The sequence below is a fragment of the Bacillus sp. FSL W8-1202 genome (genome assembly GCF_038006165.1).
GTDB lineage: Bacteria > Bacillota > Bacilli > Bacillales > Bacillaceae > Bacillus > Bacillus subtilis.
Genome location: NZ_JBBOUR010000001.1, coordinates 3,306,475 through 3,319,844 on the forward strand (window position 1 = coordinate 3,306,475; position 13,370 = coordinate 3,319,844).

Genomic DNA, 13,370 nt, shown 5'->3' on the forward strand with positions numbered 1-13,370 from the left:
TTTGTAAAAACTGCACGCAAAAAAGCCGCACGGTTGCTGTGCGGCTTCTATACTTGCATCATATTAACGGAACGGGCTTTTTTCGCTTTACGCAAACCAAACCACCATAAAAATACCATAAATGGAAGCATATAATAAATCCAATTGCTAAGCGCTGTTAGGATAAAATCATATGATCCATGCAAAAGGGATGGGACAACTAAAGAAAGAGTAAGCCACTTTACACGCGCCTTATCAGCGGAAAAACGGGCTTTTCCAAGGTAAAATCCCATTATAACGCCAATCAAGGCATGGCATGAAACAGGCAGCAGCGCCCTGACAAACGCATGCTCTACGCCGTGGCCAATTAAATAAAGAATATTTTCGAGGGTTGCAAAACCGAGTGATACACTTGTACCGTACACAATCCCGTCATAATGCTCATCAAAGTGGGCGTGCGGGTAAACACTGATCATCAGTATAAACCATTTTAATGATTCCTCCAAAAACCCCGAAGATAAAAAAGAAACGAAAAAGCTTCCGCCTCCTACATTCTCTTTTTCAAGTACATACTGGATAAACATGATGGGAAATACAAGAACAACCCCGAGAAAAAACGACCGAAGCACCATATGTACAGGTTCATTATCATACTGATCTTTTAAATAAAAATAACTTAATAACGCGATGCCGGGGGCAATTCCTGCAGAGATGATTGCAAACATCAGGCAACCTCTTTCCTTTATATTCCTACGTCTATCCTACCATGTTGTTTAAAATTTTACATCTGTCTGCACTTAAAAAAACAAAAAGAGCATACGAATGCATCATATGCTCCTCATCTTTAAAGGTTTTCTCTTTTGGCGATTTCCGCTGCGATATGCCCCCCGTGAAACCTGCCGTTTTCAATAAATATTTCATTTGCATTATTTCCCGCAGCAATAACCCCGGCAATAAAGACACCTTCAACGTTCGTTTCCATCGTTTCTTCGTTGAAAAATGGACGCCCTGTTTCTTTATCAATTTCAACACCAATTTTTTCAAGAAATTGATGATCGGGATGATAGCCTGTCATGGCAAATACAAAATCATTTTTAATGGTAATGAGTTCTTTCTCTCCGGAGCGAAACACAACTTCATCCTCAGTGATTTTTTCGACACACGCGCCAAATTCCATACGGATTGTACCGTTTCTGACGAGGGCTTCAAATTCCGGCAGAATCCACGGCTTAATGCTTAGAGAATACTCATTGCCCCTATATAAAACTGTGACACGCGCCCCAGATTTCACGAGTTCAAGGGCAGCATCCACGCTTGAATTTTTCCCGCCGATGACAACAACATCTTTATCAAAATACGGGTGGCCTTCTTTAAAATAATGAAATACTTTCGGCAAATTCTCACCGGGTACATTCATATAGTTTGGATGATCATAATAACCTGTAGCGATGATACAATATGGCGTCTTGTAGGTCTCTTTTGACGTCTCAATAACAAATGTATTATTTTCCGTTTTCGTCACTTTATGCACCATTTCAAATGCGTTAACACGGATGTTTTTCCGTTTGACGACTTCCCGGTAATACGATAAAGCCTGAATTCTGACAGGCTTCCTGCTTTCCGTAATAAATGCCACATCTCCGATTTCGAGCTTTTCACTTGAGCTGAAAAAGGTTTGATGCGTCGGATAATTGTAAATACTGTTAACGACATTGCCTTTTTCGATGACGAGGGCATCAATGCCAATTTCTTTTAGGTGAATGGCAGCAGATAGTCCGCAAGGCCCTCCGCCTATAATAATTGCTTTTTCTTGAATCATTTCTGTCAACTCCTGCGATTGGCATTTCACTTTATATTTCTATTTCCGAATAAAAAAATCTCCTATTTTATCATAGGAGATTTTTTATTTTTATGCAAATCATCAACTTATATCCAGCCTCTAAAACGCGAAGCTTCAGCCATTTTGCGAACGCCGACCATATATGCAGCGAGCCTCATGTCAATTCTTCGGTTGTTAGCCATTTCATAAATATTGTTAAATGATTTGACCATCATTTTTTCTAATTTTTCTTCTACCTCTTCTTCACTCCAGTAGAAGCCTTGGTTATTCTGAACCCATTCAAAATAAGAAACTGTTACGCCACCGGCACTTGCCAGCACGTCTGGTACAAGCAGAATGTCCCGGTCTGAAAGAATTTTTGTTCCTTCAAGCGTTGTTGGCCCATTCGCTGCTTCAACGACAATTTTAGCCCGGATATTATGGGCATTTTCTTCTGTAATTTGATTTTCAATCGCAGCAGGAACGAGAATATCACAATCCAGCTCCAGCAGCTCTTGGTTGGTAATGGTATCGTTGAAAAGCTTTGTTACGGTACCAAAGCTGTCGCGTCGGTCGAGTAAATAATCGATATCAAGGCCTTCCGGATCATAAAGTCCGCCATACGCATCTGAGATGCCGACAACTTTTGCCCCCGCATCATGCATAAATTTTGCCAAATAGCTTCCCGCGTTTCCGAAGCCTTGGACAACGACACGCGCACCTTTAATATCGATGCCTCTCTTCTTAGCCGCTTCTTTAATACAGATGGTAACACCTTTTGCTGTCGCAGATTCTCTCCCGTGAGATCCGCCAAGCACAAGCGGTTTGCCTGTAATAAATCCAGGCGAATTAAATTCATCAATTCTTGAATACTCATCCATCATCCAAGCCATGATTTGTGAGTTTGTAAATACATCCGGTGCCGGCACGTCTTTTGTCGGGCCAACAATTTGGCTGATCGCTCTGACATACCCTCTGCTCAGACGCTCCAGCTCTCTAAACGACATATCCCTTGGATCACAAACAATTCCGCCTTTACCACCGCCATATGGAAGATCAATTATGCCGCATTTTAAACTCATCCAAATTGAAAGCGCCTTCACCTCTTTTTCTGTTACGTTCGGGTGAAAACGTATCCCGCCTTTCGTTGGACCGACAGAGTCATTGTGCTGCGCACGATATCCTGTGAAAATCTTTACTGAACCGTCGTCCATACGAACAGGTATTTTTACCGTTAATAATCTCATCGGCTCTTTTAACAATTCGTATACCTCTTCGGGATATCCCAATTTTTCCAGAGCCTTATGTATTACGGTTTGGGTTGATTTTAATACATCAAGTTTGTCCTCTTCTGTATGACCGGTGTTTCGATCGGCTGCCATTTGAGTTAACCTCCTAGAATCTTCTGTTTCTCACATGCTCCCTTTCAGAGAATAGTATACACCTTCATATGATCTGTGCATAGAATAAACGTTATGTTTTTCCATGTTTTTTAACGAAAAAAAACTGCTGAAATCAGCAGTTTTCCGTTGCATTCTTATGAAAAATGAGTTTGTATCGTCTCTACGGCATTACCGTCCATAATGAGCTTACCATACTCTTGCAGGCGATAAATCGTTAAAGTTGTCGGATTGCCGTATTCAGCCAGAACCGCCACAACCCCTTCAGCCGTATGTGACCCTAGATCTTCAAGGCTTAAAAAGTACTGCCCGTCATAGTGGTAGACAGTTCCCCCTGTGATACCGATTCGCTGTAAGCTTTCTGAAAGCTGAATGATATCTTCAAAGGAATGGAATTGATATATGATGTCCGCGCTTTCATCAAGCTTGACTTGCATTTCGATGTAATCATCATCATACTCATCGTCTTCTGAATCGGCGTCTTGGTTCTTTGTTACAATCACGACCATCCCTTGTGCTTGGAGAGAATACACTTCCACTGCAATCGGTCCATTCGCTTCAAAGCCGAGCTCTGTATTTGCTTCATTCATCATATCTTTAAATAACTGGTGGACTTTGAATGAGTCCTTCCAGAGGTCTTCTTTTGTCAATCCCCGGTCTGTCAAATCATCGAGGGTTAAAAAGATTTTGATCTTATTATAATTCAGACGCTCAAGCCGCATAACGTTCCCTCCTGCCTCTACTTGCACACAAATCATATAACACATTATATGAGATGATGAGTCATAGGTTCTTAATTGTTATCAGTTTACACCGAGTTCACTAGTAAGACAAGCACAATGCAGTTTTTTTACCACACGGATTTTTGCTTTTTAGAAGTTATTCTGGCCCGCAAAGAGTCACAATGTGAGTTTCAGGCTCAGCACCTAAACGAAGAGGCACTTTTGTCGTGCCGTAGCCGTTGCTGATCAGATATGCCGCATTTTTAACAATACCTGTTTTCCCCAGTTCATAAGGGCCGAATTTTCCAAACCTGATCTGGCCTCCATGGGTATGTCCGCTGAATATCACATCAATACCGTCGTCTTCATTGATTTGTTCATGAATCTCCGGATTATGGCAAACCAGAATATTCAGCTGGCTTTCATCAAGTTCTTTGATGGCTTCCTCATAATGATCCATCTCCATCCTGATATCATCAACCCCCGCAATCGCAATCGTATGCCCATTGTATGAAAACGGGACTGACTCATTTCTCAGAGTGATGACGCCGTGCTCTTTAAATATGGAATACAGCTTATGCTGCCTGACTTCATAATCATTATTCCCCCACACAAACACGATAGGAACCCCGAAATGTACGAGCCTTTTGATGTTTTCCTCGATTCTCGCACTGGGCACCCCGCCCTCAGCTAAATCACCGCCGATTATAACCAAGTGGGGGGCATGGCTTCGCGCTTTTTCTAAAAGGTCTTGATCGATGAGACGTTTGTGAATGTCTGAAATAAAAAAGAGTGTCAGAGGCGGCTTGCCCTTCATCTTTGATAAAGGAAACGTATGTGTCTTCAAATGATTGCCTTTTGCTGTTGCATACATTTTTGCCGTCATTGCCGCTGCCGCAACAGTTAGTACACCGGCAATTTTCACTGATAGCTTCATAAAAAACTCTCCATTCTTTTTAGAACTTATCAATAAGACGGACAATAAAAAAAAGACGTTTCTATCGTTTGAGAAAACGCCCCATTTTATTTACTTTCAAAATATAGATTAATGTCATATTTGTGCTTCATCATATGAAAAACAGACTCTCTCGCCTTCCATTTATCGGGCTGCGGCCAGAGATCAGTGCTTTTCTGAATAATTTCACATCTCAGTTTATGGAAATCAGTTTCGGATTTTTCTTCCTTTTTCTTGAAATAATATGAAGTGCAGTAGGCAAAAGCGGTTGCCAGCATCCAAAATAAATAAAAGGTATGGCTAAGTATTTCTTGAAGTATAAGCTGAGGCTCCGGGCTTTTGATCATGATCATAACACATAATAAGCCTAGGCAGATAAGTGAAGCCCATCGCCATCTGCGGCATTGTGCTGCATAATTTTCGAATTTTTGTTTTCGTTTTACCAGCGCTTGGAGCATCTGTTTGGTCGGCGCGTCTGTAAACTGATCCAGCTGATTCCATAAGGATTCCATACGCTTCACACCTTGTCCATTTTCATTGCTACAATATATGAACGTAAAATAAAAATAATACCCTATTCATCCATTAAGGGGATGTCCAAAATTTGTCCGGTGTAAACATCATTTCCATTCAGATGATTATACGCTCGAATTTTTTCTTCTCCTGTCCGGCTTTTATAATACTTCATGGAAATGCGGTATAGCGTTTCTTTCTTTTGGACGGTGTGCTTGACAACGCGATTCGGCACATTTTGAACTGGCTCAGCCGGCTGCTGTTGCTGTTCTTGCTGTTGTACTGTTGATTGGGAAGAGGAAGCAGCCGCGGCGGTTGCTTCCTCTTTATTTGGCGAGTCTTCTTTTTCCGCTACAGCAGTCTGTTTCTTATCAGCAGCTGTTTTTGCCGGCTCTTTTGGCTTGGAATCTTCTGGCTCTTTTTTTGACTCCTTCTGCAGTGCGGTTTCTTTAGTGTCTGCGGTATCGTTTTTATCCTCTGATTTCGGGACAACCTCATATTTGCTTTGGCTGCTGTCAATAAAAACATCTTCATAATCGTCATGATTATCCGGGTGGCTCTTTAGATAAAATAAGGTGACTAAAACGATAACCGGCACAAATACAAATATTACTGCAAGTACTGTGAATAATGGCGTTTTTGTTTTGCCTTGCTTTTTTTTCTGTTCTCTTTGATTTTTTACAGATTGTCTTGTCGGAAGGCTTTCTCCATCATCGGCATAATCGTCCGCCAATGCGGCGTTTTGATCTTCATAAAGATTCTGGGCTTTTCTTCTCTCTACTCTCGACATGTTCGTCATGTTTATCCCTCCTCACATGTTCAAAACGAATCTGACAGGCAAACACGGCATCAATGATAAAATGCGCCGTCATCGGAACAAATAAGTTGCCGGTCCATTCATACATCAGACCGAGCAAAAAGCTGATTGCTGTCACCATAATAAATAACAGCCATTTTGACAAATACCGAAAGTGCAGAGCGGCAAATATAAGGCTGGCCGCCCATAAACCGATATGAGTCTGCAGCACTCCTCTGAATAACATTTCTTCCGCGAAAGCAATCAGAAGCGTTAAAAATATAATATGAGGGATTGACCTCTTACTGAATATTTTTTTATTGATTCCGCCGTCATCATATAAATGAGACGGAAACCATTTCATTACTGCCATATCGGCTAAAATAACAATAACAGCTATAGAAACACCATACCAGATGATTCGCATATCGCGAATGTCCCAGAGCTTTAATACGTCCCGTACATCCTCAAAAAAGAACAGTCCTGCTGCAGCAGCGGCAAAGATGATGAGTAGCTGCGTCAAATATAACTGCTTCAGCATATCATGGTCAGTCATATGCTGAATATAATCTTTTTGCTGTTTCAGTTCAGCTCACCTACAGTCTGCAAGCTGAATATCCGGTGCAATTCCGAACTCCAGCTGTCTAATGGCGCCATTTTACTCCGTTCCCCTTTTTGTTCATACAAGGATAAATCAAAACCGCAATGTGAACAGCACGGGAGGTTTCCGTCATCAGGCTCGTATGATTCATCAAAGTAGGTTAACAGTGCCTGCCTTAAACAGCCGTCACGCTGAAGCAAAAATGATACACGGTGCATTTTTTCCAGCTTCAGCTCCATGCGATATGAAATTTCTTTCTTCATCAGTTCAACTGATGTTTTTCCCTGCATAAAGAGATGAATCATCATACGGGCCTGTGTCTCTCCGACGCCATACTGAAGTAATACGTCACGCAGCCTTCTCTCATCCCGCTCCTCCGTCTTCTCTAGCACACGGATTACGTCGGCGATTTCTTCAGCTGAGACACTCTCCATCTGGATAATTTGTTCCTGCAATTCAAAATCCCCTGGCGCCCGCAGCAAAATGCTGACACTCGGCTTTCCGTCGCGTCCCGCTCTGCCGATTTCCTGCATAAAAGCTTCTGCCGTCTGCGGGAGGTGAAAATGAATCACATATCTGATATCAGGTTTATCGACACCCATTCCAAACGCATTCGTACAACATATCACATCAAGCTGGTTATGAATAAACTGCTGCTGAATTAAAATCCTGTCCCCTGACTCCAAACCGCCATGGTAAAAGTCGGCTCTGCTGCTCGTTTTGCTTTTAATTTCACCCGCTAATTCCTCAGACCATTTCCGTGTCGGACAATAAACAATTCCCGGACCTTGCAGGTTTTCAACCAGCTGAATGACCCTATCTATTTTTTTGGCAGTATCCGCCGCATTTTCAACCCTCAGTGCGATGTTTGGGCGGTTGACTGAGTTGAGATGGCGTACAGCATGCTGCAGCTCCAGCAGGTTCATGACATCTTGCAGCGTTTCCTTTGTAGCCGTGGCGGTCAATGCCAGAACGGGCGGGTGTCCAAGTTTTTTTCTCAGCTGTCCGAGCTTTGAATAATCAGGCCTGAAGTCGTGTCCCCATTCAGAAATACAATGCGCTTCGTCAATAACAAATAGGCTAATCGGAACGCTTTTCAATTTTTCCAATACATATGGAGACTGTAAAGCTTCAGGAGACAAGTACAAAAATTTATATCGATGAATATGTTCTAAAACAAATTGTCTTTCCTGCCTGTTAAGCATGCTGTTCAAAGCTGCAGCACGCTTTTCCCCCCGGGCTTTGAGCTGCTGCACCTGATCCTCCATTAAAGAAAGCAGTGGAGAAACGATTAATACCATGCCGTCAAGCATATAACCAGGCAGCTGGTAGCAAAGCGATTTCCCTCCCCCAGTCGGGAGCATTGCAATGGTATCCTTCCCGCTGAGTATGCTTTCAATAATGTCCTGCTGCCCTTTTTTAAAGGAAGTAAAACCAAAAAACTGATATAACGTTTGCTGTAATTTAGTCATATTGCTGCACCTGCTTTGTCAATGCCAGTCTGATTTGAAAGTAGCTGAACCGCTGTTCCAGCCCGTCGCGAATTTGTTTGATTTTATTCGTCCGCATCCGTTTGGCAAACTCTGCGATTTGAAGCTGGTCTTCTGCTGATACATAGTCATTAATCATAAACGCAGGCTCATGGAGAGAAATCTCGACAATATGGTCTTCAATCGTCGCTGTTTTCAGCTTTCTGATTTCAGCAATTCGCTGTATCGGAAACCCTTGTTTGACCATCTGCCATGTTTTCCTCGTCGACTCTGTCAGGGCATTATCTAAGTGCACATCAGAAAGGAGATCCTTTAACAAAGCATCTTCACACTCCGGAAGAGAATGAATAAAATAATGTACCGAAGCCCAAAACATGATATAGACATACCATTCGTCTTCTTTCAGCGTATCAGCAAGCTGCCTGCTCGTATAACCGATCCGATGGTGCGAGGTTAAGGAGTAGACAAAAATTTGCGCTGCTTTGTTTTCAATCTTTTTCAAATGCGCCTCAAGCATGGCAAAAAGGCTTTTTGCCATCTCTATATGATCCGTATGCCGGGACAGGTATTTCTTTACCCAGTGAAGTGTCTTATGATCCTTTGTGACAGGGATATACTGCCTGCTCCCTTGCTGTTTATGGGATAGGACCTGCACAAGCAGCGAAAGCCTTTTCCAAAGCACGCCGGCAGCCTGCTGATAATGAGCGCCGTGACAATGAACGGGCCAAGGCCGCTCGCTAAGGGCATGTCTCAAAACTGCTGCGCCGCTGGCTGTCACTTTGTATGTATCTGATTCAGACATTGGCGCGAGATATGAATGCTTTTCAAGCTTGTCAAGCGACGCAGAAATATCGCTTCTCGAACATTTTGCCGCCATTCCAAAGTATTTTGCAGTCTGAAATAAGCCGGCATCTTGAATGGTTTGTGACGATCTCTTGCCTTTGAATAGGTGAAAAACAGCGCTTCCCGACCGTTCCCCGTTTATTTTGCAAAGACAATCGAGAACCATAATATCGAAGTAATTTAATGACAACCTATCCACCTACATTCTTCCTGACAAAAATCGTTGATTTGCTCTTTTTATTTTAACAGATTTCAAACAGAAATCGACGTTTAAAGTCATCATTAAGGGGGATGTTATGTAGATAACCCCTTATGTGATAAGCATTCTCAATCATTTTTCTGTTGAAATGTGGCAGCAACATCATTACAATAAGTAAGAGGAATAGGTGTTAAATTGATTAAATATAAAGATTGATCCATTTGTTCCACCAAGAACAATCTGGGAGGTTTTATTCATGGCAAAGTACACAATCGTAGACAAAGATACATGTATTGCATGCGGCGCTTGCGGAGCTGCTGCACCAGACATTTACGATTACGATGATGAAGGCATCGCGTTCGTAACGCTTGATGAAAACAAAGGTGTTGTCGAAGTTCCTGAGGTACTGGAAGAAGATATGATTGACGCATTTGAAGGATGCCCTACTGATTCCATCAAAGTGGCGGATGAGCCATTTGAAGGCGACCCGCTTAAATTTGAATAGAAGTAACTAAAAAAAGCTCCCGAACGGGAGCTTTTTTATTTAATGGATATGTGCACTTCGCTGCTGCTCAATCCATGGCTTAAGCTTGATAAAAATTAGTGAGAATACAACCGTAATTACAATACCTTTTATCATGTTAAACGGCAGGATACCTGCGACGACTGCTGTTTTTAGCGCGCTGTCGGATAATGCCGGTGAATGTAAAAACCACGTGTATGCCGGAAGAATCAGAACATAATTTAAAATACTCATTAAAATGGTCATCGCTGCAGTTCCCAAAAGCAGGCTGACAGCCAAGCCCTTTGCTGAGTTGAGTTTTTTAAATAAGAAAGCAGTCGGCAATATAAAGAGTGTTCCTGCAATAAAATTCGCAACTTGCCCTACAGGAACTCCGGCCATGCTTCCCTGAATGATATACTGAAGAACATTTTTTATCGCTTCTACGGCAATACCCGCCAAAGGTCCGTAAATCAGAATGGCAATAATTGCGGGAACGTCGCTAAAATCGATTTTTAAATAATCCGGAAGACCCGGAAACGGGAAATTTAACAGCATCAAAACAAATGCAATGCTGCTCAGCATGCTGACCACAACTAATTTTTTTACTTTCACTTCATTCTCTCCTTTTCGATCACATCTTACTCGAAAACGGAAAGGTTCTTTTCCTGCCAATAAAAAAACCGCTTCATATATAAAAGCGGGGTTTCGAAAATTAGGCTAGGCAAAGAAACGTTTGAAAAATTCAATTTCAAAACGCTTATGAACCTCCATCTTCTCCCATCCAGACTGTACTGTCGGCTCCGGAATCTCACCGAATCCTGCTGTAAAGACAGCTCGCGGGCTTAGAGCCATTGGCTCATCACCGCCGGTAGGGAATTTCACCCTGCCCCGAAGATTGATCATATGAAATTTAATTACATTATAAACGATAACTGGTTGGCTGTATAGAGAATTGCTTCAAATTAAATATATTACCTGCAAGCTGTCAGATCATTGATTTATTAGGCTTTACTTTTATCCTTTACTGCGTCAATACACGTTGACACTCTTTTGAGAATATGTTAAATTATCAGATATTTAGTTTGTCAATTTAGGAGGAAATCTAACGATGTTTCGAGTATTGGTCTCAGACAAAATGAGCAACGACGGTTTACAGCCACTTATTGAATCAGACTTTATTGAAATCGTTCAAAAAAACGTAGCAGATGCAGAAGATGAATTACATACTTTTGATGCTCTTTTGGTGCGAAGCGCGACAAAAGTAACAGAAGACCTTTTCAACAAAATGACTTCTTTAAAAATTGTCGGAAGAGCCGGTGTCGGTGTCGATAATATCGATATTGATGAGGCTACGAAACACGGGGTAATCGTGATCAATGCTCCGAACGGCAACACCATTTCGACAGCTGAGCATACATTTGCAATGATCTCTTCTTTAATGAGACACATTCCCCAGGCTAATATCTCAGTGAAATCCAGAGAGTGGAACCGCACAGCTTATGTCGGTTCAGAGCTTTATGGAAAAACGCTTGGTATTGTAGGATTAGGCCGAATCGGAAGTGAAATTGCACAGCGTGCGAGAGCGTTCGGTATGACTGTGCACGTTTTTGATCCTTTCTTAACGGAAGAAAGAGCGAAAAAAATCGGCGTAAACAGCCGTACATTTGAAGAAGTGCTTGAAAGTGCGGATATCATTACCGTTCACACGCCTTTAACAAAAGAAACAAAAGGCTTATTGAATAAAGAAACGATTGCAAAAACGAAAAAAGGCGTTCGCTTAATTAACTGTGCGCGAGGCGGAATTATCGATGAAGCAGCACTTCTCGAAGCTTTGGAAAACGGGCATGTTGCGGGAGCAGCGCTTGACGTTTTCGAAGTCGAACCGCCAGTTGACAACAAACTTGTTGATCATCCATTAGTCATTGCCACTCCTCACTTGGGAGCATCAACGAAAGAAGCACAGCTCAATGTCGCCGCCCAAGTGTCAGAAGAAGTTCTGCAGTTCGCAAAAGGCCTGCCTGTCATGTCAGCTATCAACCTGCCTGCCATGACAAAAGATGAATTTGCTAAAATTAAGCCTTACCATCAAATTGCAGGAAAAATTGGCAGCCTTGTATCACAGTGCATGAAAGAACCAGTACAGGATGTTGCCATTCAATATGAAGGCACAATTGCTAAACTCGAAACATCGTTCATTACAAAAGCCCTTCTGTCAGGCTTTTTAAAACCGCGCGTTGACTCTACTGTTAACGAGGTCAATGCCGGGGGTGTCGCAAAAGAACGCGGCATTAGCTTCAGTGAAAAAATTTCCTCTTCTGAATCTGGATACGATAACTGCATCAGCGTAAAAGTGACAGGAGACCGCAGCACCTTTACTGTAACGGCTACGTATATTCCTCATTTCGGAGAACGAATTGTCGAGATCAATGGATTTAATATTGATTTTTATCCGACTGGTCACTTGGTGTATATCCAGCATCAAGATACAACAGGTGTCATCGGCCGAGTAGGACGTATTCTCGGAGATAATGATATTAACATTGCAACTATGCAGGTTGGCCGTAAGGAAAAAGGCGGAGAAGCCATCATGATGCTTTCCTTTGACAGACATCTGGAAGATAAAATTGTGAAAGAACTAACAAATGTCCCTGATATTGTGTCTGTGAAGCTCATTGATCTGCCATAATAAAAAAACTCAAGCTATATAGCTTGAGTTTTTTTATTGTTCTATCCTCGTGTGTTTTTATGCAAAATATCTAAGACACTCCTTAGCTCAGAAACAGGTATTTGACCTGGTGCGGACGCCTCTTCTCCAGCTCCAAAAGTACAAGCCGATCCAAAAACCTCACCGCTCAGCCTGCTGATGAGCCCTGTTGCAGCCATTGACATTGTAATAATGGGGCGGTCTGCATATTTTGTTTTCATTGTATACGTCGCATCAAGCAGCGTTAGGAGATCTCCAGTATCATTCGGCATAACAGCCATTTTGGGAATATGTGCCCCTAAATCCTGCATTTTCCGAAGCCTTGAAAGAATTTCATCTTTTACAGGTGTTTTTTCAAAGTCGTGATTTGACATCACCACATAGACGTTGTTTTCTTCCGCCATCGATACTAACGCTTTTACATGTGCATCTCCTGAAAATAATTCGATGTCTATCAGATCGATGTCTTTTGTTTGGATTGCCGATTCCAGCAAAGCAAGATAGGAACTTTCGTCCATCTCCATGCTCCCGCCCTCTTTGTGGGTTCTGAATGTAAATAGAAATAGCTTGTCTTCTAAAGATTTACGAAGCTTAGAAATGAGCTTTGTGACCGCTTCTCTGTCATTCGCTTTTTCAAATACGTCGACTCTCCATTCAACAATGTCCGGATTCAGTAATTTTACTGCCTCTGCTTCATTCAGAATTTGTTTTTCCGTCTTTCCCATCAGCGGAACGATGATTTTCGGCATTCCTTCCCCGATGGAAACTCCTTTAATTGTTAACACGTTCACTCATCTCAAATCCTTTCAATCGTTACCTTGTTTTATTATACACGTACAACTTT

General features: G+C 42.1%; 14 protein-coding genes and 1 riboswitch. Of the genes, 2 read left to right on the top strand and 12 right to left on the bottom strand.

Translation table 11 applies throughout. The features are described 5' to 3' along the window. Positions 1-47: 47 nt before the first annotated feature. The 10 genes from prsW to NSQ09_RS17425 all read right to left on the bottom strand — a co-directional run bounded on the left by prsW (position 48) and on the right by NSQ09_RS17425 (position 9,308). A complete protein-coding gene (gene prsW / locus NSQ09_RS17380; protein ID WP_014480144.1) occupies positions 48-704 on the bottom strand; it encodes a glutamic-type intramembrane protease PrsW in 657 nt (218 codons plus the stop codon). 119 nt (positions 705-823) lie between these two features. Further along, positions 824-1,798, bottom strand: coding sequence for a YpdA family putative bacillithiol disulfide reductase (locus tag NSQ09_RS17385; RefSeq protein WP_041053236.1), 975 nt, complete (start codon positions 1,796-1,798; stop codon positions 824-826). Between the two features lie 107 nt (positions 1,799-1,905). Next, positions 1,906-3,180: an NAD-specific glutamate dehydrogenase gene (gene gudB / locus NSQ09_RS17390; RefSeq protein ID WP_003230536.1), complete on the bottom strand. Its 1,275-nt coding sequence runs from the start codon at positions 3,178-3,180 to the stop codon at positions 1,906-1,908. Positions 3,181-3,335: 155 nt separating this feature from the next. Continuing rightward, complete coding sequence (locus NSQ09_RS17395) at positions 3,336-3,920, bottom strand: genetic competence negative regulator (RefSeq protein ID WP_003230533.1); 585 nt, start codon at positions 3,918-3,920, stop codon at positions 3,336-3,338. A gap of 157 nt (positions 3,921-4,077) precedes the next feature. After that, the gene (locus NSQ09_RS17400; protein WP_041053240.1) at positions 4,078-4,857 is read right to left on the bottom strand and encodes a metallophosphoesterase; all 780 of its coding nucleotides are present in this window, start codon (positions 4,855-4,857) and stop codon (positions 4,078-4,080) included. 86 nt (positions 4,858-4,943) lie between these two features. Beyond that, positions 4,944-5,387, bottom strand: coding sequence for a YpbF family protein (locus tag NSQ09_RS17405; protein WP_003230531.1), 444 nt, complete (start codon positions 5,385-5,387; stop codon positions 4,944-4,946). 62 nt (positions 5,388-5,449) lie between these two features. After that, complete coding sequence (locus tag NSQ09_RS17410; protein ID WP_042976401.1) at positions 5,450-6,187, bottom strand: LysM peptidoglycan-binding domain-containing protein; 738 nt, start codon at positions 6,185-6,187, stop codon at positions 5,450-5,452. After that, complete coding sequence (locus NSQ09_RS17415) at positions 6,138-6,740, bottom strand: CPBP family intramembrane glutamic endopeptidase (protein ID WP_038429217.1); 603 nt, start codon at positions 6,738-6,740, stop codon at positions 6,138-6,140. Before NSQ09_RS17415 ends, NSQ09_RS17410 begins: the two co-directional genes overlap by 50 nt. A 26-nt stretch (positions 6,741-6,766) precedes the next feature. After that, positions 6,767-8,257: a RecQ family ATP-dependent DNA helicase gene (locus NSQ09_RS17420; protein WP_129137765.1), complete on the bottom strand. Its 1,491-nt coding sequence runs from the start codon at positions 8,255-8,257 to the stop codon at positions 6,767-6,769. Next, entirely contained in the window at positions 8,250-9,308 is a 1,059-nt protein-coding gene (locus NSQ09_RS17425; RefSeq protein ID WP_004398594.1) for a helix-turn-helix domain-containing protein, read from the bottom strand. The genes NSQ09_RS17420 and NSQ09_RS17425 overlap by 8 nt, the downstream gene beginning before the upstream one ends. Before the next feature lie 265 nt (positions 9,309-9,573). On the opposite strand from NSQ09_RS17425, the gene NSQ09_RS17430 reads away from it, so the two are divergent. Then, the gene (locus NSQ09_RS17430) at positions 9,574-9,822 is read left to right on the top strand and encodes a ferredoxin (protein ID WP_003225461.1); all 249 of its coding nucleotides are present in this window, start codon (positions 9,574-9,576) and stop codon (positions 9,820-9,822) included. 39 nt (positions 9,823-9,861) lie between these two features. Here the strand turns inward: NSQ09_RS17430 and fmnP are convergent, their stop codons facing one another. Next, the gene (gene fmnP, locus NSQ09_RS17435; RefSeq protein WP_004399159.1) at positions 9,862-10,434 is read right to left on the bottom strand and encodes a riboflavin transporter FmnP; all 573 of its coding nucleotides are present in this window, start codon (positions 10,432-10,434) and stop codon (positions 9,862-9,864) included. 153 nt (positions 10,435-10,587) lie between these two features. After that, a riboswitch (FMN riboswitch) is annotated at positions 10,588-10,722 on the bottom strand. A 208-nt stretch (positions 10,723-10,930) separates the two neighbouring features. Here fmnP and serA point away from each other — a divergent pair. After that, positions 10,931-12,508 (top strand): phosphoglycerate dehydrogenase, encoded by a 1,578-nt coding sequence (serA, locus tag NSQ09_RS17440; protein ID WP_004398713.1) that lies wholly within the window; start codon positions 10,931-10,933, stop codon positions 12,506-12,508. 41 nt (positions 12,509-12,549) lie between these two features. On the opposite strand, the gene aroD is transcribed toward serA, so the two are convergent. Continuing rightward, positions 12,550-13,317 (bottom strand): type I 3-dehydroquinate dehydratase, encoded by a 768-nt coding sequence (aroD, locus tag NSQ09_RS17445; RefSeq protein ID WP_095843805.1) that lies wholly within the window; start codon positions 13,315-13,317, stop codon positions 12,550-12,552. Positions 13,318-13,370 lie beyond the last annotated feature (53 nt).